This is a genomic window from Actinomadura chokoriensis, from assembly GCF_039529475.1.
GTDB classification, from domain to species: domain Bacteria; phylum Actinomycetota; class Actinomycetes; order Streptosporangiales; family Streptosporangiaceae; genus Spirillospora; species Spirillospora bangladeshensis.
Genome location: NZ_BAAAMW010000011.1, coordinates 125,973 through 150,021, shown reverse-complemented (window position 1 = coordinate 150,021; position 24,049 = coordinate 125,973). Strand labels below are relative to the sequence as shown.

At 71.8% G+C, this 24,049-nt stretch carries 17 protein-coding genes, 1 tRNA gene and 1 pseudogene; 11 read left to right on the top strand and 8 right to left on the bottom strand.

Annotated features, from left to right (window positions below):
- Positions 1 to 11: 11 nt before the first annotated feature.
- The gene (locus tag ABFX46_RS23840; RefSeq protein ID WP_346045302.1) at positions 12 to 638 is read left to right on the top strand and encodes an ABC transporter ATP-binding protein; all 627 of its coding nucleotides are present in this window, start codon (positions 12 to 14) and stop codon (positions 636 to 638) included.
- Positions 635 to 2,125 (top strand): DUF6297 family protein, encoded by a 1,491-nt coding sequence (locus tag ABFX46_RS23835; RefSeq protein ID WP_346045301.1) that lies wholly within the window; start codon positions 635 to 637, stop codon positions 2,123 to 2,125. The genes ABFX46_RS23840 and ABFX46_RS23835 overlap by 4 nt, the downstream gene beginning before the upstream one ends.
- Here the strand turns inward: ABFX46_RS23835 and ABFX46_RS23830 are convergent.
- The 3 genes and pseudogenes from ABFX46_RS23830 to ABFX46_RS43560 all read right to left on the bottom strand — a co-directional run.
- Complete coding sequence (locus tag ABFX46_RS23830) at positions 2,103 to 5,480, bottom strand: DUF4132 domain-containing protein (RefSeq protein ID WP_346045299.1); 3,378 nt, start codon at positions 5,478 to 5,480, stop codon at positions 2,103 to 2,105. The genes ABFX46_RS23835 and ABFX46_RS23830 overlap by 23 nt on opposite strands.
- Before the next feature lie 46 nt (positions 5,481 to 5,526).
- Positions 5,527 to 6,288: an exonuclease domain-containing protein gene (locus ABFX46_RS23825; protein WP_346045297.1), complete on the bottom strand. Its 762-nt coding sequence runs from the start codon at positions 6,286 to 6,288 to the stop codon at positions 5,527 to 5,529.
- A 142-nt stretch (positions 6,289 to 6,430) separates the two neighbouring features.
- Positions 6,431 to 6,871: pseudogene (locus ABFX46_RS43560) on the bottom strand (TerB N-terminal domain-containing protein); the annotation flags it as partial.
- A gap of 195 nt (positions 6,872 to 7,066) precedes the next feature.
- On the opposite strand from ABFX46_RS43560, the gene msrA reads away from it, so the two are divergent.
- The gene (gene msrA, locus ABFX46_RS23820) at positions 7,067 to 7,573 is read left to right on the top strand and encodes a peptide-methionine (S)-S-oxide reductase MsrA (protein WP_346045295.1); all 507 of its coding nucleotides are present in this window, start codon (positions 7,067 to 7,069) and stop codon (positions 7,571 to 7,573) included.
- 15 nt (positions 7,574 to 7,588) lie between these two features.
- Here msrA and ABFX46_RS23815 read toward each other — a convergent pair whose 3' ends face one another.
- The gene (locus ABFX46_RS23815) at positions 7,589 to 10,591 is read right to left on the bottom strand and encodes an NACHT domain-containing protein (protein ID WP_428831300.1); all 3,003 of its coding nucleotides are present in this window, start codon (positions 10,589 to 10,591) and stop codon (positions 7,589 to 7,591) included.
- A gap of 957 nt (positions 10,592 to 11,548) precedes the next feature.
- On the opposite strand from ABFX46_RS23815, the gene ABFX46_RS23810 reads away from it, so the two are divergent.
- Both ABFX46_RS23810 and ABFX46_RS23805 read left to right on the top strand, forming a co-directional pair.
- Positions 11,549 to 11,848: a DUF6247 family protein gene (locus ABFX46_RS23810; RefSeq protein ID WP_346045291.1), complete on the top strand. Its 300-nt coding sequence runs from the start codon at positions 11,549 to 11,551 to the stop codon at positions 11,846 to 11,848.
- 717 nt (positions 11,849 to 12,565) lie between these two features.
- Positions 12,566 to 12,859, top strand: a complete 294-nt coding sequence (locus tag ABFX46_RS23805; RefSeq protein WP_346045289.1) for a hypothetical protein — start codon at positions 12,566 to 12,568, stop codon at positions 12,857 to 12,859.
- Positions 12,860 to 13,051: 192 nt separating this feature from the next.
- On the opposite strand, the gene ABFX46_RS23800 is transcribed toward ABFX46_RS23805, so the two are convergent.
- A tRNA-Arg gene (locus ABFX46_RS23800) sits at positions 13,052 to 13,128 on the bottom strand.
- 224 nt (positions 13,129 to 13,352) lie between these two features.
- On the opposite strand from ABFX46_RS23800, the gene ABFX46_RS23795 reads away from it, so the two are divergent.
- From ABFX46_RS23795 to ABFX46_RS23780, 4 genes are read left to right on the top strand one after another with little or no spacing between them, the layout of a single operon-like run.
- On the top strand, positions 13,353 to 14,036 hold the full coding sequence (locus ABFX46_RS23795; RefSeq protein ID WP_346045287.1) for a phosphotransferase: 684 nt from the start codon (positions 13,353 to 13,355) through the stop codon (positions 14,034 to 14,036).
- On the top strand, positions 14,011 to 14,916 hold the full coding sequence (locus ABFX46_RS23790; protein ID WP_428831299.1) for a cobalamin biosynthesis protein: 906 nt from the start codon (positions 14,011 to 14,013) through the stop codon (positions 14,914 to 14,916). Before ABFX46_RS23795 ends, ABFX46_RS23790 begins: the two co-directional genes overlap by 26 nt.
- A complete protein-coding gene (locus tag ABFX46_RS23785) occupies positions 14,913 to 16,424 on the top strand; it encodes a cobyric acid synthase (protein ID WP_346045286.1) in 1,512 nt (503 codons plus the stop codon). Before ABFX46_RS23790 ends, ABFX46_RS23785 begins: the two co-directional genes overlap by 4 nt.
- Before the next feature lie 38 nt (positions 16,425 to 16,462).
- Positions 16,463 to 17,089, top strand: a complete 627-nt coding sequence (locus ABFX46_RS23780) for a DUF1444 domain-containing protein (protein ID WP_346045284.1) — start codon at positions 16,463 to 16,465, stop codon at positions 17,087 to 17,089.
- Positions 17,090 to 17,092: 3 nt separating this feature from the next.
- Here the strand turns inward: ABFX46_RS23780 and ABFX46_RS23775 are convergent, their stop codons facing one another.
- The gene (locus ABFX46_RS23775; protein ID WP_346045282.1) at positions 17,093 to 18,625 is read right to left on the bottom strand and encodes a glycosyltransferase family 39 protein; all 1,533 of its coding nucleotides are present in this window, start codon (positions 18,623 to 18,625) and stop codon (positions 17,093 to 17,095) included.
- Positions 18,626 to 18,755: 130 nt separating this feature from the next.
- On the opposite strand from ABFX46_RS23775, the gene ABFX46_RS23770 reads away from it, so the two are divergent.
- Positions 18,756 to 19,394, top strand: coding sequence for a LysE family translocator (locus ABFX46_RS23770; protein ID WP_346045280.1), 639 nt, complete (start codon positions 18,756 to 18,758; stop codon positions 19,392 to 19,394).
- A 13-nt stretch (positions 19,395 to 19,407) separates the two neighbouring features.
- On the opposite strand, the gene ABFX46_RS23765 is transcribed toward ABFX46_RS23770, so the two are convergent.
- Positions 19,408 to 21,186 carry a serine/threonine-protein kinase gene (locus ABFX46_RS23765; protein ID WP_346045278.1) on the bottom strand — a complete coding sequence of 593 codons (1,779 nt, stop codon included), beginning with the start codon at positions 21,184 to 21,186 and terminating at the stop codon, positions 19,408 to 19,410.
- 128 nt (positions 21,187 to 21,314) lie between these two features.
- Here ABFX46_RS23765 and ABFX46_RS23760 point away from each other — a divergent pair, with 128 nt between their 5' ends.
- Positions 21,315 to 22,289: an alpha/beta hydrolase gene (locus tag ABFX46_RS23760; protein ID WP_346045276.1), complete on the top strand. Its 975-nt coding sequence runs from the start codon at positions 21,315 to 21,317 to the stop codon at positions 22,287 to 22,289.
- Here ABFX46_RS23760 and ABFX46_RS23755 read toward each other — a convergent pair.
- A complete protein-coding gene (locus tag ABFX46_RS23755; protein ID WP_346045274.1) occupies positions 22,286 to 24,019 on the bottom strand; it encodes a serine/threonine-protein kinase in 1,734 nt (577 codons plus the stop codon). The two genes, ABFX46_RS23760 and ABFX46_RS23755, sit on opposite strands and share 4 nt — an antisense overlap.
- Positions 24,020 to 24,049 lie beyond the last annotated feature (30 nt).

Genomic DNA, 24,049 nt, shown 5'->3' with positions numbered 1-24,049 from the left:
AGACTTGAGGAATGTCGCGCGAAACAGTGATCGAGGCCAGGGACGTGAGCCTGACACTCGGAGGCGGCCCGGTGCTGACCGGCGTCGACCTCCAGGTGAGGCGGGGCGACGTCGTGGCCGTGCTGGGGGAGAACGGTGCGGGGAAGTCGACCCTGCTGCGCTGTTTGGCGGGACTCCAGCCGGGGGCGTCGGGAGAGATCGAGGTCTTCCGCCGGCCGCCGGAGGACGCGGCGTGGTTCTGGCGGGACGTCGTCCGCGTCGCCGAGGAACCCGCCTGGTATCCGGGACTGACCGTCCGCGAGCACCTTGAGTTGATGCCGGCGGTGCACGGCGGTGCGCGGATGGAGGTCGATGCCGCCCTGGAGTTCTTCGGGCTTGCCGGACGGGCGGACATGGCGCCGCTGGCGATGTCGACAGGTCAGCGGCAGCGGTTGTCGCTGGCCATGGCCTTCATCAGGCCCAGCCGGCTGCTGCTGCTGGACGAACCGGAGCGCGGCCTCGACCCCGCGTTCCGCACGCGGCTCGCGGCGGGCGTGACCGAGTACGCGGCGGCCGGGGGCACGGCGGTGATGGCGACGCACGACCTGCCGCTCGCCGACGCCACCGGTGCCCGCCGGATGACTCTGGAGGCGGCGTGACGCCGCGAGCGGGCGTGCTGAAGAGCTGGTCGGGTCTGTACAGCACCGTGCTCGGTGCGGCCATGGCGGTGCTGCTCCTCGGACCGGCGCTGACCAGCGCGCTGACCGGCCTTCCGGACCACGTGACCCCGTCCAGGATGGGGGCGGGCATCGCCCTGGTGGCGCTCGCCTACGCGGGATACCTGGCGCTGGCCCGCACGTTCGGCCCCGTCGCCACGTCCGCGGCCGACGCGGCGTGGCTGGTGCTCTCGCCGCTGCCGCGCCGCCGCGTTCTGGGCAGGACGGTCCTGGTCCTGCTCGGGATCTCGCTGGTGGGCGGGCTGGTGCTGGCACTGGGCCTGCTGTCGGCGGTCGGCGTCCGCGACCAGTACGCGGTGCGGCTGCTGGCGGCGGCGGTGCTGGGCCTGTCGGCGACCTCCGGTGGGATGGCGGCGGCCGTTCTCGCGCAGGCGTCGCAGGCATGGGACGGCTGGCTGGTGGCCGGGATCGCGGTCGTGGTGGTGTTCGCGGTGTTCGCGGCCGTGCACAGCGGCGGTCGCTCCTCGCCGGGAATCGTGGCCGCCGGAGCGTCCGCCGACGCGTGGGCGGTCGCGGCGGTCGCGGGGGCGTCCGCGGCCGCCGTGGTGGTGAGAGCGGCATGGTCCGCTTTGGAACGCGTCCCGGCGCACAGCATCCTGGCCGCCTCGACGCGAACGGGGACCGTGGCGACCGCGGCGGTCGTGCTGGACCCCGGGGCGCTGACGTGGATCGCGGAGGACGCGCACTGGCGGCGGCGGGTCCTGCGGTCACGCCCGCTGCCGAGCGTGGTGCGCGGTTCGCGGACGGGGCGGCCGCCGCGTCCGCTGCGCACCTCCCTGCTGCTCGCGTGGCCCGAATGGCGCCGCCTGACGAGGCGTCCGGGCCGGTCGGCGCTGGTGGCGGCGAGCGCCGCGCTGCCCCTGCTCGCCGCCCGCGCCGGGCTCACCCCCGCCGTGCTGGTCGCGTTGGTCGGCGGGGCGCTCGCCGTGGCGGCGGGCTGCGCGGCCGCGGCGCGGAGGGACGCTCACGACCCGAGCCTGCTGCGGCTCTCCGCGGCGGAGAGCCGGCTGGTGCCGGCCGCCCGCGCGCTGCCGCCCGCGCTGGCGGGCGGTGCGTGGCTCGGCCTCGCGCTGGCCTGGCTGTCCCTGGACGGCGCGCTCGGCGCCGGGCCCTGGTGGCTGTTCGGCCCCGCGGCCGCCCCCGCGCTGGCCGCCGGGGCGCTGCGGATGGCGCGGCGCCGCCCCGTCGACCACTCCATGCCGGTCATCGCCACGCCCTTCGGCGTCATACCCATGGGGCCGGTCCTGTGGGCGCTGGCCGGAGCCGACCTGGCCGTGCTCGGATGCATACCGCTCCTGGTGGCCCTGGCCGGTCACGCGACCGCGCTCGGACCCCTCCTGCTCGTCCAGGCGTTGGCGGGGACGGGAGTTGCCGCGATGTACCTCCTCACCCGTCCACCGGGCCGGTGATCCGGGCCAGGTCGGCGAGCGCCTCGGAGACGATCACCGGGTCGAGGTCGTCCGGGACGTCCGCGGCGGGCCGCCGGCTGCTGTAGCGGTCGGGATGCACGGCGAACCGGACGTCCCGCAAGACCTGATCGCCCATCTCATCGGGCATGCCCACGGGAATGCCGTAGTCGTAGGTGACGACCAGGTGGCGTCCGGAGGGGACGCGGCGGGAGATGTACCACTCGATGCCCGCCTCCATAGGCGCCCCGCGCTCCCAGCCGCGCCGGACGAGGCCGAACAGGTCGCCGGCCGCCGCGTTCAGGCCCTCGAACCGGGTCAGCCGGCCGGTTCGGCGCTCCTCGTCGGTGAGCAGGTGCACGGGCCGTCCGAGCTGCTCGAACGGCTGCAGGATCTCGTAGTCGGCGAACAACTCCGTCCACGCCTTCACTTCCTCGCGCAAGTGGACGGGGTGCGCGATGCCGACCCGCGCGTCCTCGGGCAGGGTGACGGTGTCGTCGGCCGCGTCGGCGAACGTGCCGTCCTCGGCGACGCGGAACGCCGGGCCGTCCTCGGCCAGCCAGACCAGGCGCCGCACCAGATGGCCGACCAGGGGATGCCCGACGAGGAACTCGCGGAACTCGGCCACCGGTTGACGCCGGCTCGCGACCATGGCGGCCTCGAAGCGGGTGAGCTGATCGGTCGCGACCGTCCGGACGTCCTTCTTGAGGGCCGCGAACCGCTTGTAGGCGGCGGGGGCGAGCTCGGGATCGTCCTTGGCGCCGGGCTTGGGCAGGGACGTGCGGCGCGCACCGTCCTCGTCGGCGGTCACGGGCCTGAGCAGCTCGTCGAACCCGACCGCGAACCGGCGCGGGCCGTAGTCGAGCGTGAGCGTGCCGGACGCGTCCAGCCCGAAGTCGGGGACGAGCCGGTCCGCGAGCTGCTCGGCGGAGAGTCCGAGTTCGGCCGCGAGCTCCCGGATCCGCTCCTGCGCCCGCGCCTTGAGGCCCTTGAACTTGACCCGCTGCGAGATCGAGTGCAGGTGCATGAGGGCGGTGTCGGTGCCGATCGCGGCGAGGACGTCCAGGCCGGTCACGGCCTTGGCGTGACCGCCGTCCGCCGGCCAGGCCCGGATGACCGGGGTGAGCCGGCGGACCGTCTCGTCGTCCCCGGTCAGCGCCAGCTGCGTGAACGCCCAGCTCTCCTTGGCCGGCCCGCCGTACAGCTCCCACCAGCGGAACAGCGCCCAGCCGAACTCGGCGAGCGACGCCGGATCGCACAGCTCGCGGACGACCCGGACACCCGCGTACGCGTCGCCCGGCTTCGACATCGCCAGCATCGTCATGACATGCCCCACCGACTCGTCCGGCAGGGCCCGCTCGCGGTCGCGCAGCAGGATCTGCGGAAGCGCGCGCGGGTCCGCCCAGTCGACGACGGGGATCTTCTTCGGCAGGTCGTCCAGGGGGTCGGCGGCCAGCAGCGCCTCGATCGCGGCCGCGGCCACCTCCCCATGGACGCGCGCCGCCGCCACGATCGCCTCCGGACCGTGCCGGCCGGCGATCAGCCGCAGCGCCGCCTCGGCCGCACGGCGAGCCGGGCCCGCCGTGCCGAGCGCGTCCGGGATCAGGCAGGGCGCGGCCGTCGTCCCGTGGCGGCGGAACCAGGCGCGGGCCGTCCTGCCCCCGGACTTGAGCCGGACGAGCCAGTCGGCCATCGTCCGGGCGATCTCGTCGGACAGCAGCGGCAGCACGTACTGCCCGAAGGCCCCGGGATCGCGGCGGGCGACGCTCAGCGCGGGACCGCAGGCGTCCGCCCCGTGCCGCGCGACGAGCGGCCCGAGCCAGTCGTGGACCTCCCGCATCTCGCTTTCGGTGGGCTCCCAGTGCGGCACCAGCGGCCGCACCAACTCCTCGGGGCCTCTCAAGAACAGAGTGGGACGCTCGGTCATAGAGAAGGTCCGCCCCTCGGCGGCCGCGGCGACCGCGGCGGCCCTGGCGGCGAAGTCCGTGCCGTCCGCCCGCAGGTCCCACAGATGGGACTCCCGCGCCGCCCAGGTGTCGCGCTCACCGGGCCCCCAGGCGACCGCGCGGAGACGGGGCGCGGGCAGATCCTTCATGACGACGGGCTTGGCCTTGGCACGAGGACGAGCCCACGGCGGCTCAACGAGAAGAAGCGGGACGTCGCCGGCCTGCGGAAGGCGCCGGTTCCCGTCGAGAATCCTTTGAATCGCCCTCGCCTGCCTGACGGGCAGATCCCGCGAGACCTCCACGGCGATGCGCGGGTTGGCCCGGACGTGCGCCGACAGCAGCTCGGCGGCGCGCCGCCTCCCCGGCAGCAGCCGCATCGCCCGGACCGGATACCGCCTGGCGGCCGTCAGCAGGGCCGGCACGACCTCCGGACGGCCGACCCGGTCGACGAGCGCCTGGAACGCCTCGTCCCGAGGCAGCGCGACCAAGAAGTCCAAAACCGACCGGACCTCGTCGGTGCTGGTCTTGTAGGGCCCGTCCAGTGCCTCGACCACCAGGGGCACGACGGCATCGACGCCGACGCCCTCCAGCAGCGTCGCCACGACATCGCGCCGGCAGTCGAAACCGAGTGGCTGGCCGAGCGCTGCGGGCTGATGGGGCCGTCCGAGCGCGCAGAGCGGCAGCCACAGCGGAATGTAGTCGAACGGGATCTCCCCGGGCCGCGCCCACAGATCCTCGACCCAATCGTCACGGGTGGGGATGAGATAGGCGGCGACGACCTTCTGCAACGGGTGCCGCCGAACCTCCGAGACCAGCTCGACGGCCTCCGCGTAGACCTCGTCGGAGGCCGCGGCGAGCCGGGCGCGCAGCGCCCGGCCGCTGTCCCGCTGCAACCACCAGTCGCAGTACTTCTCATCGGGACGCTGGCGGCGAATCGTCATCGACCGCAGTTGTTCACGGCGGCCCCTCGCCACCGGCAGTCCGGTGGCGTTGCCGATCGCCGGGTTGTCGACATAGATCCCGGCCCACTCCGTGTAGGCGCGGGCCGCGAAAGCGACACCGTGCTCGGCGACCATGGCGTCGATGAGCAGATGTTCGGGCTTGGACCGCTCCGACATCTCCTGCAGCGGCGCCACGACATACGCAACCGCAGCGGCCCCCAGCGCATCGGACTCCCCGCGCAGGTGAGCCCGAGCCGCCTCCGCGATATCACCCTCGGTGCCCGGAAGCCCGAGGATCACCTCGATGTCGTCACGGACGGCGTCCACCATCGAGCGCACCTGCCCGACAGCGTCTTCACCGAGCACGGGCGCCGCCGGCCCGCCCGCCCGATCCCGCCGCGGATGCCGGGCCCGCCGCCACACGTCCGGCATGACGAACGCGTCCTCACCGATCCCCGTCGTGTCGATCATGAACAAGACCGTAGAGGAGATCACCGACACCCGGCCCAGAACCGGGTTACCGGTCAGGTGAGCCAAGGGTGCGGAGCAGGGCCTGCTCGGTCGGATGAGACTCCCAGGCCGTAGCGAGGCGTTCGTGGACGCGCGTCAGTGCTGATGGGTCGAGCTCCAGGGCTCGGGCCTGCCCAGGGGGCGCACCCGTGTGCGGGCAGGTCACCGGTCGCGCCGATCTCATCGAGGTAGTGGCGGCCCGCTTCGCCGGCCCGGCCGAGGTAGCGGAGCAGGAGCGCCGCGGTGGCCTGCGCGTCGTGGGCGGCGGAGTGCGCTCGGGAAAGCGGGACGCCCTCTGTCTCCGCGGCATCGCGCTGTCGAACATCGCGCTGTGCGCGACGAGGACGGCCCCGTCGAGCAGTTCGGCGATGTCGCCGGCGACCTCGGGGAAGGCGGGGGCGCCGGCCAGGTCGCCGGCAGTGAGGCCGTGGACATGTGTGGGACCAGGACCGGAGTCGTTGTGGAGGACGGTGCTGTAGGACCGGTCAGGGCTGCCGTCCGCGTGGAGCCGGTGGACGGCGATCTCGACGATCCGGTCGTGCAGCGTGTCCAGGCCGGTGGTCTCGACGTCGATCACCGCGTAGGGGAGTGCGCCGATCTCGTGCCGGTGCGGGACGGCGGGAGCGGGCGGCGTGTGGTGAGCGGTCTCCCCGGCCTCGGCGGCGGCCGCGATGTCCGGGAGGGCGGCCCAGGTGGCGCCGACGTCGAGTTTGCAGGCGGCGTAGGCGATCGTGCGGGACGCCCGGCACGGCCATCTCGGCGACGCCACGAAACCCGCTGCTCGCCGGACGATAGGAGAAGGCCAGCTGAGGCCCCGTCGGCCTGAGGTGAAGCCCCCCGAGGTGACGGTCCTCGTGGCGCAACGCGAAAAGCGCCGCGAATTCCTCGGGGCACCGTTTGGCCGCCGTCCTCGGCGAATACCCCGGATGGGACAACACCCAATGGAGTGCCCATTCCGCGGGGATCGGCCGTCCGGCGCGCGCGAACTCGCCCAGCCCGATGCGCAACCTCGGCGAGGGACTGGCCCGATCGACCTCCGGCGGAGGCCCGGCCCACACCTCGGCATCTGCGGCGGCGCCGGCTTCCAGCAGCGCGCAGAACTCGGTCGCGTAGCCGCGGAAGGAGCCATCGGACCCGAAGAGCCCCAGCAGCCGCTCGACCTCGGCCCGGATCAGCGGAAGTTCCGCCGCACGCGCGCCGTCGTCCCGCTGAAGGTCCACAAGGACCCGGCGCTCCAGACCGTAGAGGAACAGGAACGCATACCCCACGGATACGTCGGCAAGGTTCCCCCGGCCCCGCTCAACGGACAGCCGAAGGTGGCTGCACACCCTGCCGTTCTCCGGTCCCACCATGGCCACTCTCGGTCCCGAGATATCTGTCTCAGGAGCATGGCGGCGAACCGAGCCTGTAGCGTCACCGCGGGATGCCGGACTGCCGGGAATCCGGGCGGGGGTTCAGGGGTTGGACGGATTAGGGGTGTCTGATCAGCGCAAGGACATGGGCCACGTGCTGGTGCGGGCGTCCCGGACGAGCAGAGGGGAGAGGACATGGCAACCGAGAGAGCGCTGCTCGCGGGCGGATGCTTCTGGGGGATGGAGGAGCTGTTCCGCCGCCAGCCCGGAGTGGTGTCCACACGGGTCGGCTACAGCGGCGGCGACGTCCCCAACGCGACCTACCGCAACCATGGGACCCACGCCGAGACCATCGAGGTCCTCTACGACCCCGAGAAGACCGACTTCCGCGCCATGCTGGAGTTCTTCTTCCAGATCCACGACCCCTCGACCGTGAACCGGCAGGGCAACGACATCGGCACGAGCTACCGCTCCGCGATCTTCTACACCACGGACGAGCAGCGGAAGGTCGCCGAGGACACCATCGCCGACGTCGACGCGTCCGGCCTGTGGCCGGGCAAGGTCGTCACCGAGGTGACCCCCGCCGGCGACTTCTGGGAAGCCGAGCCCGAGCACCAGGACTACCTGCAGAAGTACCCGAACGGCTACACCTGCCACTTCCCCCGCCCCAACTGGAAACTCCCCAAGCGCGCGGTCAGGTAGCAAAGGGGCGCGCACTCAACGGTGGAGTCGTTCATTCACCTGGTCGAACAGTTCGCGGACCTTCGCGTCGTGGGAATCGTCAAGGCGCAGCCCTTCGAGCGCGGCCAGGTCCTCTGACGCGGCGAGCCCTCGGTGAAGAGAGGAAAGGATGGTCTCCAGCGCGGCCTTCAGGTAGAGGTCGCGCTCCTGCCTCGCGGGGAGCACCGACACGGTCACGACTACTCGCGCGAGGTCCGCAAAAGCGCCGGGGTCCCGCTCGTCGCGGAATCCGGCGACCAGCGCGGCGAGGAGGGCATGGGTCACCGAGACGGCGCGTTCGCCGGGAGCGGCCAGGTTGGCGATCGTGGGGAAGGCCCTGACGAACGGCTCCATTGAATGGAGCATGAAGGCGTCCGTCGCACTGCAGAACACGCTGCTCTTGAGTCGAATTTGGAAAGGCTCGTGCGCCGGATCAAAAAGAATGTCGCCGCGCATCTCGTGCTCTGGCGGGATGTTGTACGCCCAGTACAGGTCCGGCGAGTCGGGTTGGTGACCTCCGGTCATGCGGGTGATGCGAATGGTGCGCCTGCTTCCGTCCCACTCGTGATGAAGCGCGATGGTCCTGCAGAGGCCGCCCCATTCCTCGCCATGGAGCTGGGATCGCCACAGGGTGGCTTGCACGCGCCAGGGAAAGCCCGCGTCCCCTTCCGGGAAGAGGTCCCGTCCGGTGAGCTCGCCGGCGGCCAGTACCGCCAGGACCACGAGGTTCATGCTCCAGGCCGCATGCCGCGCCGGGACGGTGGCCGGCCGCGGCCGGTATTGATCATGCGTGGAGCCGGGACGCGGATGAAGTGCCCGGCGGTAGAGGTCGAGCAGCAGCCCGGTCAGCGCCTTTCGCCGTGCCGGGTCCAGTTGGGCGAACATGTCCGCCAAGAAGTCGATGATGGGCGCCCGGGCCGTGAGTCCCGCGAAGGACAGGAGCGCATGGAGCAGGCCGTCGTTGATCTGCGGAGCCAGAGGTGACCCGGTCGCCATGGCGGCCTGATCCGCCATGCTGCCGAGGATGCGGGCGACGAGCCGGGCGATGAGGAATTCACCGAACGTCGCGTGCAGAAACTCGTAGGTGTGCAACGGCCGCCCGTCACGGGTCACCTGCGTCTCATGGACGAAGAAGAACCGCCCCACCACGATCTGCGCCGCCGACAAGGGAGCCTGGAGTCCGGCGTCTCCGAACTGAGCGCGCTCCGGTGCGAGCAGCGCGGCGAGGTCGGCGTCCAGGTCGGTGTCGGAGACCCACTGGCTGCGCCGGTTGAACATGGCGAAACCGACGACCGACAGCCGCAGCAGTTCCTGCTCGACCGCCCGCTCATGCCCTTCGTCGTCCAGGTCGGGAAGCAGCTTGCGGATTTGGCGCCCGGCGAATTCCCGCAGGAGCCGCTCGTAAAGGCCCGTACGGTCGAAGTCCGCCGACCTCTGGTGCAGGGCGTTACCGTCTGCGTCGTACAAGGCGAGCATCAGCAGCAGCAGCGGCTGCTCGGCCAGTTCCCGATGCGCCAGTGCCACCTCGTCCGAAAGGGACCTCAGCCCGCGTCGCCGCAGGGCGGGCTCGTTGAGCTCGCGCCAGTTCGCCAGCCACGTCCTGATCTGCGCGTCGTCGAACGGTTCCAGGCGCGCGACGACGGAACCGTGCGGAATCCTCGCGCGGTCGACCACGGCCGTCCGGCTGGTCACGACGACCGCGACCGGGCGGCCCTGGTCGGCCTCGCGCTCCTGGAAGGCCGTCACCTTCATCAGGAAGTCGGTCTGGGTGACGCCCGTCGCCTGCAGCAGTTCGTCGAAACCGTCCAGGATGACCACGGGAAGCGCACCGGCGCCGGCCTCGACGAGGCGCGGCCAGGACATCCGCTCGCCGGTCGCCTGCCGGACGGCGTCCTCGATGCGGGTCTGCAGATCGTTCTCGGTCGGCGCCTGCCGGAGTTCGACCACGATGGGCAGGAAGTCGTCCGCCGGAAGGCGCGCGGCCAGAACGCGGGTGAGGACCGACTTGCCCGACCCGGGCTGGCCGAGCACCAGCAGCGGCGACGCGACCGCCTCCGGCGAGGTCAGGTAGCCGGCGAAGAAGCGGCTCGGTTGGGCGTAGACCGGAATGTCCGTCCACCAGGAGTCGTGGCTCGGACGCGCCGTGGCGTCCATGACCGCCGCGCGGAGGCGATGGTCGACGTATCCCTGCTCCAGGGTCGGGATCGTCAGGCCGGACGGGATGTCGCCGCCCACCGTGATGGGCCGGTGCAGGGATGCCTGGTAAGAGCGGGACAGCGCGCTCCGGGGCGCACCGGACCGGCCCGTCATGGACGCGAGCAGCCGCTCCAGCTCGGCCATCCCGCTCGCCAGTTCGCTCTGGGCAGCGCGCCTTTCCCAGTGCTCGATCCAGATGCCGAACTCCGGGCAGTCCACCGCCAGTCGGCGCAGCATCTCCTCGTACCTGGCCAGGGCCTGCTCAGGCACGGCCGGGGTCAGTTCGCGGACGTCCTCCCCCAGACCAGCCCCTCCGGGCAGCCCGGCGGCGAACTCGACCAGACTCGTGCCGAGCCGCCCGTAGTACGCGAGCAGCTCGCGCCGTATCGACTCGTGCGTGTGCGATGGTCCAGGCGTGGGCAGCTCCACCCGCGTCAACGCATGGGCCACACCGCGGCGTCCCACGTCCTCGACGGCTCCGGTGAGCGAGACCTGCTCGCCCGGCTTCAGTCTGACCTGCGGCAGCACGTCCGCGAGTGTCTCGAAGTAGGCCGCCAGGACGATGATCGTGTGCGCCGCCCGCAGCCGCTCGGTACGGGTCAGGCGGTTCAGGCCCCGCAGCCGGTCACCGAGATCGCGGGTGAGCGCGTGCCCCAGCCGCACCGCCTCCTCGCGGGCCCCCAGCACATCCAGCCCGGCCCCGGCCAGCCCGAGCCCGGCCAGCCAGTCGAGCAGATTGATCAGCTTGCTCTCGCTTTCCCCGAGCATCCTGACCGCCTCCGCATAACTGATCGGACGCCCCACAAAGCCCTCCTGCAGCTAGAAAGCGATACCGCCATCCTGCTCCCCGGCCATCAATCGCCCACCACTCATGACCACCTCCGGCCCACTCGGGCGCCACCCGCACCAGCGCGGTGCCGGCCGTCACGCCCTCGCGCCCGGCCCGCCATCGGCACCGTGAGAAGCCACGCGTTTCCCGATGGAAAGTCCGGCTCCTCCAGCGACGATTCCGTCGCCGGCTGCCTGGCCCCTCTGCGTCAGGCCCAGGTGGGACACGAGGGGATGAAATTCCTAACTGATGTGAACAAGGGCGGCGCCCCCACCATGAATCCGGGACGACGATCGGGTCCGCCGCACGTCTCGACACCGGGTCCCCCTCCGCATGACTCGTCGTAGCTATGCGGGGTGCCGTGTCGCTGTGCGAACCGTGGTCTCGTGGCGGCTGCCGCGTGGTCGTGCTGGGCGGCGCGACTGTGCTTGGGGGTAGGTCGTCCCTGCGTCCGCTCGTCCCTGCCGGTCCCAGGGCGGATTTGGAGTGGCGGGACCTGGTGGCCGAGGCGCGGGCCAGCAGTGTGACAGGGATGCGCAACCCGGCCAGTGCGTCTACCCGGACGACCTCCAGGGGCAGGCGTCCACGCCGGGTCTGGGGCAGGAGGCGGTGTGCTGTCGGCGAGACGGGCTCTCTGGTGTTGGCGTGGCCGGGGCCGACGCGTACGTCTCCGCCGAATCTGGACCCGTTGCGCCCGCTTCGTCACATGGCTGGTTGGGTGGCGCGCCCGGCAGGATTCGAACCCGCGACCGTCGGATCAGAGTCCGAGGATCTTCGGACGCTCCGCACCCTCGTTGACTTGCGCGTACTTTCCGGCGGGACGGCGCTCCGCACAAGATCATTCCGTACCTACTCCGGATCTTGCTCGGAGGCCGTCGCTTGCTCCGCGGGAGTCTCCGTGCGGCCTGCGGCTCACAGGTAGATTGGACACCATGACTGCTCAGCCCGAGGAGCCGACCGCGCCGCGCGATCCCGGCGAGGATCCGGCTGCGATCTTCGATGCGCTCCTGCCGGCGCATCGCGACCAGTTCCGGGCCGAGTATGACGAGGCACTCGACGCCGCTCACGACTTGGTGCGCTTCAAGCAGGTCCAAACCCTCCTTCGGCAGTGGCGCCTACGTGCCATCGCCTACGGCCGTCCCGGCTACGAAGAGGCGGTGCAGGACGCCCTGCAGGGCAGGGAAGAGAGCTTCGTTCGCTACACGCCGCCGGGCTGGGAAGGCCGGGTGTGACGTACCGCTGGGACGGCTTCCACGGACGCGCGCTGTACGAGCTGAACGGGCTTCCTACCTAGCGGCGGACAGGTTCTGTCAAGGGTGGCGCAGCCATGACGTAGTGACGCCCGTAGGGCGCCCTTGACGGGTTCCGGCCGCCGCCATCCTCAACACATTGGGTCGGGGGAGCCCCGCACCTTTCCAGGCCTGCTTGCAAGTTCGTCAAGCGGCGGCCGGTTTCGGACTGTGCGCTTTAGCGTTCCGGGCTCGACAACGTGCGGTGGGGCCTGAAGGCTCACAGGGGACTTTGACGTCGGTGTGCAGGAGCTGTCCTATGCGAGCGAAGTGGGGATGGCTGTTCGGGCTCCTTGCCGGCGCGACTTTGGGGGCGGTGTGGGGATACCTGGGGAACAGCTACGAACCCGGTGACAGCGCGATCGGCACCGGTCTTATGGGTGCCGTCGTGGGAACCGTGGTGGGAGCAGCGAGTGACGCAGTGCGCCATGTCAGGAACCGCAACGACTCTGATCGCTGAGTGGACGGGGAAGGCGGGGGCGCGCCCCAGTGACCGCCGGCGGCTGGCGGACGGGGCGGAAGCGTCGCGATGCGCGGCCCGGCGCGGCCGTCCGGTGACCGGCGCCCACGCCGCACGCTCCGGGCGGCCTGGCGCGGGGCCGCGCAGCGGCCCAAGCGCCGCCGCCCCTTGACGCCTTCGGGACGGCCAAGGACGGGCGGTTGTTCGTCACCAGTGGCGGCCGGTCGTTCTCCGGCTCGGCCTACGCGCAAGTCTGGAAACAGGCTCGCGCCCTGGCGCTGACTCCCGATCAGGTCGAGTCCCCGTTGGCCGCGCGGCCGTATGACCTTCGCCATGCGGCGGTGTCGCTCTGGGTCAACGCTGGCGTCCATGCGCCTGAGGCGGCCGAACGCGCTGGCCATGGGGTGGACGTGATGTTGCGTGTTTACGCTAAGTGCATAGATGGCCAACGGGACGTCGCCAACCAGCGCATCGAGGACGCGTTGGCGGCATGATCGACAACTGCGGGAGGGGCTCCGGAGCGTTCCGGGGCCTCTCTTGTCTTGCGTGCTGACCTGGGCAAACGCGGCCCGAGTCATTCCGCGTATATTCCGGGAACAGTGCCGCGCGGCTGCGTTCGGCTGCATCCGGCCGAACCGGCGCGAAAGACGTGCTCGCAGGTCAGGGCCTTGATCGGCTGGTCAAGATGGCGCGCCCGGCAGGATTCGAACCCGCGACCGTCGGATTAGAAGTCCGATGCTCTGTCCAGCTGAGCTACGGGCGCCCGGCGGCCCGGCGGGACGCCGGGACATAGTGTAAGGGCGCGGGTCCCTCAGCTCCACATCTATAACGACGTCACACGCGGGACGTGGGGGTGTGCTTCGGGATCTATCTTTGGGTGCTGTGGCTGTGGACGTTGAGGTGCCGCTCTCCGGTGGGGACGTGTCGGAGGGCGTGGTGCGGGTCGGGGAGACGGTGCGGAGGCCGGTCGGGGCGCATAGTCCGGCTGTGCACGGGGTGCTGCGGCATCTGGAGGCGGTGGGGTTCGACGGGGCGCCGCGGGTGCTCGGTGTCGATGAGCGCGGGCGCGAGGTGCTCAGCTGGGTGCCGGGGGAGGTGCCGCACCGGCCGCTGGCGGCGTATGTCGTTTCGGAGGACGCGCTGCGGGGTGTCGGGCGGCTGCTGCGGCGCTACCACGATGCTGTGGCCTCGTATGGTGTGCCGGGTGTCGGGTGGGATCGGGACCTCTCCAATTTGGACGGGGAACCCGAGATCGTTGGGCACTGCGATGTCACACCGGAGAACGTGGTCTTCCGGGGTGGGGCGCCGGCGGCTTTGATCGATTTCGATCTGGCTCGGCCCACTACGCGGTTGTTCGATGTTGTCACCGCGTTGCGGCATTGGGCGCCGATCGAGGATCCGGCCGACCGGGATGCCCTGTTGTACGGGGCCGATGTCGGGCGAAGGATCAAGATCTTCTGTGACGCGTACGGGTTGGCGCGGGAGTTGCGGCGGGATGTGCTGCCGGCGGCGCGGGTGCGGTTCGAGCGGTCGTACCGGGCCATGCGGGCCAGGGCGCAGCGCGGTGGCGGGTGGGCGCGGATCTGGGACGGCGGCGCCGGGCCACGGATCCGCCGCGCGCAGGACTGGCTGGAGGGGCACTGGGATGAACTCGATGCGCGGCTCTGCTGAGGGGCTTGTGGGCGGTGTCGTGCTCGACGCCCTGCTGGGGGATCCGAGGCGGTGGCATCCGGTTGCGGGGTTCGGGCGTGTCGCTTCGGTCGTCGAGGGTTCGGTCTATGGGGATTCACGGTGGCGCGGGGTTGTCTATGCCGGGGTGCTTGTGGGGGGCGCGGGGGCTGTTGGCGTTGTGCTGGAGCGGGTGAGCCGACGGTTCGGTGTGCACGGGCTTGCCACTGCGGTGGCTACCTGGGCTGTACTCGGCGGGACGTCCTTGGGACGTGAAGGGCTCGTCATGGCGCGTGTGCTGGAGCAGGGTGATCTGGAGGCCGCGAGGGCGCGCCTTTCCCATTTGTGCGCACGGGATCCCGAGGGGATGGATGCGCCAGGGTTGAGCAGGGCGGTTGTGGAGTCCGTTGCGGAGAACACTTCGGACGCGTCGGTGGCCCCGTTGGTCTGGGGAGCGGTGGCGGGCATTCCGGGGCTGCTGATGTATCGGGCCATCAATACGCTGGACGCGATGGTCGGGTACCGGAGTCCGCGATATGAGCGGTTCGGGTGGGCGGCGGCGAGGTTGGACGATTTCGCCAATTGGATTCCGGCTCGGGTGACTGCGGGGCTGGTCGTGGCCTGCGGGGGGCCCGGGGCTTGGCGGGTGCTCAGGCGGGACGGGAAGAAGCATCCGAGTCCCAATGCCGGGCAGGTCGAGGCGGCCTTCGCGGGTGCGCTCGATGTGCGGCTGGGCGGTGTCAATGCCTATGGGGGACGTGTTGAACGGCGTCCCGAGATGGGGGACGGCAGGGTGCCCGAGGTGAACGACATCAGGAGGGCCGTCAGACTTTCGGCGGCGGTGACATTCGCTGCGGCCGTGGTGATCGGGGTGCTGCGGTGAGCGGGCTGCTCGTGGCCGGGACGACGTCGGACGCCGGTAAAAGCGTCGTCACGGCGGGATTGTGCCGCTGGCTGGCCAGGCAAGGTGTGAAGGTCGCGCCGTTCAAGGCCCAGAACATGTCGCTGAATTCGATGGTGACGAGTGACGGGGCGGAGATCGGACGGGCGCAGTACATGCAGGCTCAGGCGGCGGGCGTCGAGCCGCGTGCCGTGATGAATCCCGTGCTGCTGAAGCCGGGAAGCGATCGGCGCAGTCAGGTCGTGGTACTGGGGCGGCCCGTCGCGGAGGTCGACGCGCTGGAGTACGGCAGGCATAAGGAAAGGCTCAAGGCCGTCGTGCTCGAAAGCCTTGAGGAGTTGCGGGCCGAGTACGACGTCGTGGTCTGCGAGGGCGCGGGGAGCCCGGCCGAGATCAATCTGCGCGGTGGCGACATCGTGAACATGGGCCTGGCGCGGGCGGCCGACCTGCCGGTCGTGGTCGTCGGCGACATCGACCGGGGTGGCGTCTTCGCGTCCCTGTACGGGACGGTCGCACTGCTGGAGGAGGCAGACCAGGCTCTCATCGCGGGGTTCGTCATCAATAAGTTCCGAGGCGCGTATGAGTTGCTGAAGCCGGGGCTCGAACAGCTTGAAGCGCTCACCGGGCGGCCGACGCTGGGCGTTCTGCCCTGGAAACTCGGCCTGTATCTCGACAGCGAGGACACCCTCGCGCTGGACGCCCCCCGACCCGATGCCAAGGGCCCCTACGGGAAAGAGGCGCTCCGGATCGCCGTCGTCCGGTTCCCGCGCATCTCGAACTTCACCGACCTGGACGCCCTGGCATGCGAGCCGGGCGTCATCGTCCGGTACGCGGCCAGCGTCGGCGACCTCGCGGAGGCCGATCTCGTCGTCCTTCCGGGTACCAGGGCCACGGTGAGCGATCTCGAATGGCTGCGCGGCAGGGGAATGGCCGACGAAATCCGGAAACGGGCCAGAGAAGGGCGCCCTGTGCTCGGCATCTGCGGCGGCTACCAGATGCTCGCCGAGGAGATCGTCGACCACATCGAGTCCCAAAGGGGAACGGTGCACGGCCTCGGCCTTCTACCGGCGAGAGTCGAATTCGGGGAAGAGAAGATCCTCGGGCGTCCCATCGGCGAAGCCTACGGCGAGGACGTCCACGCCTACGAGATTCACCACGGCGTCGTCACCGCACACGGCGAGCCATTCCTGGACGGCTGCCGAAAAGGCGCCGTCTGGGGCACGACCTGGCATGGCGCCATGGAGAACGACGCGTTCAGAAGGGCCTTCCTCAAGGACGTGGCCCAGCATGCCCGAAGGGATTTCACCCCCGCCCCCGACGTGTCGTTCCAGCGGCTCAGAGAGGCCACTCTCGACGCGCTCGGCGACCTCGTCGAAGAGCACATGGACACCGGCGCCCTGTGGCGGATCATCGAGAAGGGCGCGCCCGCCGGGCTGCCCGTCGTGCCTCCCGGTGGCGCTCCGGAACCGCCCGCCGCGGCGGTAAGGTGATCCACTCAGGCCGCACCAGGTACCAGGAGGAACGTCCCGTGACCGACCCGCGGTCCAGTCTGATCGTCCCGCTGATGAAGGCGCGGGTACCGGCGGAGGTCCAGCTGGAGTTCCCGCTGCCCGCCGACGAGGAGCCGATCCGCGACCCGTTCGCCGGCGACCTGTACGTCACCTACGCGCTGGAGACCGCCGACGAGGGCGTCCCGTCCGGGCACCGCCACGAGCAGGTGGCGCGCCGGCACTGCGCCGAGCTGAACGTGGCGCCGGGCGAGCTGCGCCGCCGCGCGGTGATCAACCTGCGCGACCTGCGGCCGGAGCTGAGCCTCAGCTGGTATCCGGACGTCCGCGCGGTGACGGTGTCGCTCGGCGGCGCGCCCGGGCGCGGCAGCCTGGAGTCGGGCCTGCTGCTCGACGAGGGGTTCCTGGAGAAGCTGGCGCAGGACGTCGACGGCGACCTCGTCGTGGCGGCGCCCGCGCGGGACGTGTTCGTGGCGTCCGGTACCGGCCACCCCGACGGCGTCGACAAGCTGCGCTGGGCGGTCGCGCAGGTGTGGGCCGAGGACCGCGACAACACCGACCCCGGCTGGGACGTCCCGGCGGCGAGCCTGCTCACGCACAACCTGATGGTGCGGCGCGCCGGCGTCTGGGACGTCCTCGCCGCGTGACGGTCACGACAGCTGCTTGAACTCGGGCCACAGCTGCGTCCACGACGCGCGCCGCCCCCGGCACACCCAGACCGGTTTGCCCTGTTCCTGGTTGTCGAGGCCGACGCCGTTGTCGATGCGCGCCACCGGACGCACGTCCGACCAGAACCGCCGCAGCCCGGCGCCCTCGGCGACGGTGTCCGGGCCGACCACGATGGTGGGGCCGCCCGTGTCCGGCGGGCGCCCGAAGTACCAGTAGCCGTTGTGGCCGCTGTAGGCGCGGGGCAGGCCGAGGCCGGGCCCGTACTTGTCGAGCGCCCCGGCCTCGCCGTAGTTGCCGACGACGATCGTCGCCGCGGCCCGCTCGTCCGGCGGCAGCGCCCGGTAGACGCCGGCGACCTGTGCGGCGAAGCGCGGCCAGCCGACCGTCTCGGCCGCGTCCGCGTTGATCACCGGTTGCGGCGTGTCGGCCAGCCACTGCACCGGGTAGACGGGCAGCGTCAGCAGCACGGTCGTGATCCCGGTGATCACGTACACCGGGACGGACGTGAGCCACCCGAAACCGCGCGGCGCGCCGTTCCGCTCGACCTCGACGGCCCCGGCGGCCCAGAGCGCCGCCCACAGCCCGCTCAGGTAGTACGGCTTGCCGGCGGTGATCAGGAACAGGACGTTCAGCAGCAGGTACGCGTGCCCGAGGAACCGGAACGTGCGCAGGCCGTCCGACCGGTACGTCCGCCACAGCCCGTAGATCCACAGCCAGGACGTGAACACGCCGGTCAGGATGAGCTGGAACGGGAGGAATCCGGGCCGTCCGGCGAAGTCCCCCTTGTCGGCGATCGCGCTCGCCATGTCGAGCTGCGGCCAGCCGTGCCGCGCCTGCCACACCAGCCCGGGGACGACCGCCAGGACGGCGACGAGCACCCCGGCCGCGAGCATCGGACGCCGCAGGAGCTCGCGCGGCCCCGACACCAGCAGCCCGGCCACCAGCGCGGCCAGCAGGAACGCCGCCAGGTACTTCACGTTCAGCGCCAGCGCCGCCACGGCGCCGACGGCGAGGAGCAGCCGCTGGTCGCGGGTCCGCACCCACCGGACGGTAAGCCACACGATCCCCGTCGACAGCAGCAGGTCGAGGGTCGCCGTGTAGAACGTGTGCCCGATCGCCACGGCGAAGGGGCACACCGTGTAGGACGCGGCCGTCAGGAGCTGCGCGCGCCGCCCGCCGCCCATCTCGCGCGCCGTCAGCGCGGCGACGATCACGCCGGCGGAGGAGAACAGTGCGGCCGGGACGCGCAGCGCGACGAGCGAGTCGCCGAAGACCGCCGTGACCGCCCGCGCGATCAGCGGCAGCAGCGGCGGTTGGTCGGGATACCCCCAGGCCAGATGCCGTCCGGCCACCCGGAAGTACAGCTCGTCGCGGTGGTAGCCGTAGCGCGCGCTGAGGGCCAGCAGCAGCACGCCGAGCGCGCCCGCCATCAGCAGTAGCGGCCGCCAGGCCATCACCGGCGCGTCGGACGAGGTCTCGACAGGCCGCGACGCCTCGGACGCAGGGGCGGTCATGATCCAGACTTTGGCAGAGATCGTGGTCTAAGTCACGATCGTCGCGCCGTCCGCCCCCGGACACCGGAACGGCGCGGCGGCGGCGAGATATTCAGTGGGACGTGTCGTCCATGCTGCGTAGTGTGCGGCCATGGTTTCGCTGCATCAGGTGCTGGCATTCTCGGTGATGGCGTTCGCGATCATCATCATCCCGGGTCCGTCCGTGCTGTTCGTCGTGGGACGGGCGCTGGCGCACGGGCGCCGCACCGCGCTCGCCGGTGTCGTGGGCGGGGTGCTCGCCGCGCTCGTGCTGACGGCGGCCGTCGCGGTCGGCATCGGGTCGGTCGTGGAGCGGTCGGTGGTCGTGTTCACCGCGTTGAAGATCGTCGGCGCGGTCTACATCGTCTATCTGGGGGTGCAGGCCATCCGGCACCGGCGCTCGCTGCAGGAGGCGGTCGGCGCGGACGAGGCGGACGGGACGGGCGGACGCGCGCTCCTCCAGGGCTTCGTCGTCGGCGTCACGAACCCGAAGACGACGGTGTTCTTCGCGGCCGTCCTGCCGCAGTTCGTGGTCCGCGAGCACGGCCACGCCGCCGTGCAGATGATGGTGTTCGGGGTGATCTTCGCGGTCATCGCGCTGCTCAGCGACAGCGTGTGGGGCATCGCCGCCGGGACGGCCCGCGCCTGGTTCGCGAGCTCGCCGCGCCGCCTCGCCGCGATCGGCGGCACCGGCGGCCTGATGATGATCGGCCTCGGCGTGACCGTCGCCGCGACCGGCCGCAAGGACTGACCCCGCCCCGGGCTCAGACGGAGCAGAGCGAGAAGTTGTCGAACACCGCCTCGGGCCACCCGGCGGCGCCTTCGGGACGCACGACGAGCAGGCCGCTCGGACCGGACTCGCCGCCCGCCGCCGGCGTGGACGCGGACGACACCACCCGCTCGCCGTTCACCCACATGGCCAGGTCGATCGCCGATCCGCTCCGCTTGACGCACGCGGCCTGGATCCGGTTGTCGCCGTCGTCGAGGTCGGTGGCCTTGCCGACCGCAAGCCCGCCCTTCACCTGACCGCCGTCCAGCCTGGCGATGCGGGCCACCCCGTCCGCGCGCAGGAGGAACGCGAAGCCGCCGCTCTGCCCGCGGCAGAACACCCCCGCTTCGCCGCCGGCCTCGTTGGAGTCGACCTTGACCTCCATGAGCTGGGAGTCGGGGACGTCAGCCACGGGCGCGTCGACGATCGTGTGCGTCGTCGTCGGCAGCACGTGGAGTTCGTACTTGCGGTCGCGGTAGGAGGCGTCCCAGGTGGGCGTGGTGGCGGTCTTCCAGCCGGAGGTCTCGTCGCTGAACTTGTCGTCGAAGACCTTGTCCTTGACGTCCGGGGGACGCTCGCCGAGGTGGGCGGCCGCCGTGGTCGCGGAGTCGTCCGGCTTCCCGCTCCCGTTCGCCAGGAGGCGAAAGCCGATGCCACCGGCCATGACGGCGAAGATCACGGCCATGACGATGAGCACGTGGCGCGGCTCCCGCGGCCCTCGCTGCGGCAGCCCGGGCACCGGGGACGCCGGCGGCGCGCCCGCCGGATGCGTGGGCGGGACGGAGTCGACGGCGGTCAGCGGCTCCGGCGGAGGCAGCGGCAGCGTGCCCGGCGGCGGCATCGCGGGCGCTTCCCCGTTCGGCGCTTCCCCGGCCGGCGCTTCCCCGGCCGGCGGCTCCGCGGCCGGCGGCTCCGCGGACGCCGCTCCTGCGGCCGGAAGCCCGGCGGGCGGGGTCTCGCGCGGCTCGTCCTCGCCGGTCAGCGCCTGGATCAGCTGCTTCACCGCCGGACGTCCCGCCGGGTCCTTGGCGAGCGACCGCTCCACCAGGTCCCGCACCGCCGGGTCGAGGCCCTCCAGGTCGGGTTCGGCGGACATCACCCGGTTGATCGCCTCCAGGGCGGCCCCGCCGCCGAACGGGGAGCGTCCCGTGCCCGCGTAGGCGACGACGCACCCCCAGGAGAACACGTCCGCCGCCGGGGTCATCTCCTCGCCCCGCATCAGCTCCGGCGCGATGTAGGCGGGCGTGCCGACGAACTGGCCGGTTCTGGTCGGCCCGTCGGTGGCGTCCAGCGCCCGCGCGATGCCGAAGTCGATGACGCGCGGCCCGGTCGGGGACAGCAGCACGTTGGACGGCTTGAGGTCGCGGTGCACGATCCCGGCGGCGTGGATGGCGCTCAGCGCGGTCGCGATGTTGACCGCGAGGGCCTCCAGGTCGCCGCCGCGCAGTGGCCCGCCCTCCTTGACGGCCTCGTCGAGCGAGGAGCCGGCGACGTACTCGGTCACCACGTAGAGGGGGTCGCCGTCCAGCCGGGCGTCCAGCACCGAGGCCGTGCAGAACCGCCGGACCTGCCGCGCGGCCGTCACCTCCCGGCGGAACCGCTCGTGGAACGTCTCGTCGTCGGCCAGCTCGGGATTGATGACCTTGACCGCGACCTGCCGCCCGGCGCCGTCCGCGCCGAGGAACACGGTGCCCATGCCGCCGCGCCCGAGGCGCGCGGTCAACCGGTACGGGCCGAGCTGCCGCGGGTCACGGTCACGAAGGGGGGCCTGCATGGCGTCTCCCGGAGCGGAGGAGTCATCGTTTCAGTTTTCGGACGCGCGGACGGGGTGGCCGGTCCCCGTCTGGGCGGCGCGCCCGTACGCTTGGACGCCGGGAACGGCGGCCGGGTTCGGGAGGAAGCGTGGACGTTACGGATGACGTGCTCGGCCCAGAGTACGAGGCGATCGACCTGCCGATGGGCCGGGACGCCGAGGGCGAGGTCGTGGCGACGCTCGTGCGCCGCCGGCGCCCGGACCCGTCGCGCAGGGCGGTCCTGTACCTGCACGGGTTCATCGACTACTTCTTCCAGAAGCACCTGGCCGACTTCTACGTGGACCTCGGCTTCGACTTCTACGCGCTCGACCTGCGCAAGTACGGGCGTTCGCTGCGCCCGCACCAGACCCCGAACTACATCGAGAGCCTCTCGGACTACTTCCCGGAGATCGGCGAGGCCGTCCGGATCGTCCGGGACGTGGACGGCCACGACACGCTCCTGCTGAACGGCCACTCCACCGGCGGCCTGATCGCCGCCCTCTGGGCCGACCGGGTGAAGGGCCGGGGCCTGGTCGACGGCCTGTTCCTCAACAGCCCGTTCTTCGACCTCGCCGAGCCGCTCGTCATGCGCAAGGCCGGCGCCGGGCTGGCGCGGGCGCTGCGCTCCCGGTTCCCGAAGGCGAAGCTGCCGGCGGGCGTGTCGGACCGGTACCCGCGCAGCCTGCACCGCGAGCACGAGGGCGAATGGGACTTCGACCTCGCCTGGAAGCCGCTCCTCGGGTTCCCGGTGCGGGCGGCGTGGCTCGCGGCCGTCCGGCGGGGGCAGCTCCGCCTGCACCGGGGCCTGGACGTCGACGTGCCGGTCCTCGTCATGGCGTCGACGCGCAGCGTCCGCCCGACCCGCAAGGTGCTGGACGTGACGGGCGCCGACGCCGTCCTGGACGTCGAGCATATGGCCCGGTACGCGCCCCGGATCGGACGGCACGTCACGCTCGTCCGGATCGACGGGGGCCTGCACGACCTGGTGCTGTCCCCCGAACCGGTCCGCACGCGGGTGTTCGAGGAGCTCGCCCGCTGGACGAACGGCTACCTCCCGGCCGAGAGCGGCCGGGCCGGGGGCTAGCTCAGGATCTTCGACATGTCGAAGTCGTCGAAGTCGGCGACGATCTGCTCGGCCTTGTTCCCGCCCCGCTCGGTCTGCAGGCCGACCCAGCCGTTCGGCAGCGGCTGGTCGGTGTCGGTCTCGTCGATGACCTTCTCGCCGTTCACCCAGAGCCGCAGCCGCACCTTCGGGCCGTCCTCCTCCTGCCCCTCGCAGGCGATCTGGACCTTGTTCGGCCCGTCGGAGTCGAACCCGGGGACGGAGTCGGGGACGGCGAGGTCCTTCGTGCCGACGTCCCCGTTGACCTTGCGGAGGACGGCGCCCTTGCCGTCGTGGCGGACGAGGAACACGTACTGCTTCTTGGCGTCCTCGTTGCCCCGGCAGATCAGCCCGAACGCGCCGTCGGCGGGGCCCTGCTCGACCGAGACCGTGACGGTCGCGAGCATCGGGTCGGGGAAGTCCTCGGCCTTGTCCTTCGGCACCCAGCGGGTGACCGCCCCGATGGTGCCGCTGGTCTGCATGCGGTACTTGCCGTCCGCGTACCCGTAGGTCTTGTCGTAGATGTCGCCCCAGCCGGAGTCGGGGCTGGAGAAGGCGTCGCTGAACGCGGTCGCCAGGTCGTCGGGCGGGCCGTCCGACCGCAGGAGGGTGAACCCGAGGACGGCGAGCACCACCACCGCGGCGACGGCCGCGCCGCCGATCGCCAGCGCCCGGCCGGGCAGGCCGCCGCCCGACCCGGAGCCGGGACGCGCGTCGCGCCGGGTGACGTCGGCGCCGTGCATGCCGTTCGGCTGCTGGAAGGCGGCGGGCACGGCGGACGCCTGCGTGCCCGCCCCGGCGGGCCCGCCGCCGGGCCCGGACGGCCCGGACGGCCCATGCCAGCCCGCCTGGACGGTCTCGGCGAGCGTCGCCGGGTCCGTCGTCCCGTTGCCGACGAGCCGCCCGAGCACCTCCTGGACGGTCGGCCGGCGCCGCGGGTCCTTGTCGAGGGCGGCGGCGACGACGTCCCGCAGGCCGGGGTCGAGCCCGTCCAGCTTCGGCTCCTCGTGGACGACCCGGTAGAAGATCTCCGGGACGGTGCTGCCCGCGAACGGCGCGGACCCCGTCCCGGCGTAGGCGACGACGCACCCCCACGAGAACACGTCGGACGCGGGGGACACCTGCTCGCCGCGCAGCAGCTCGGGCGGCAGGTAGTTCGGCGTCCCGACGAACTGGCCGGTGCGGGTCGGCCCGTCGGAGGCGTCCAGGGCCCGCGCGATGCCGAAGTCGATGACGCGGGGCCCGGTGGACGACAGCAGCACGTTGGCCGGTTTGAGGTCGCGGTGGACGATCCCGGCGCCGTGGATGGCGGCGAGCGCGGTCGCGACGCCGACCGCGAGGCCCTCCAGGTCGGAGCCGGGCAGCGGGCCCCGATCGGCGACGGCGCTCTCCAGGCTCGGGCCCTCGATGTACTCGGTGACGACGTACAGCGGGTCGTGGTCGAGCTCGGCGTCCATCACCGGGGCCGTGCAGAACCGGCGGACCTGCCGCGCCGCCGTCACCTCGCGCCGGAACCGCTCCCGGAACGCGCCCTCCCCGGCCAGCTCCCGGTTGATCACCTTCACCGCGACGCGGCGCCCGGCGGTGTCCTCGCCGAGGTAGACGGTGCCCATACCGCCCCGGCCGAGCCGGCCGATCAGCCGGTAGGGGCCGAGTTCCGCGGGGTCCTCGGGGCGCAGGGCCTCGCCGTTCTCTCCTGCGTGCGTGGTCATCGTGATCGATCCTGAAGGGGAATCGGGGGA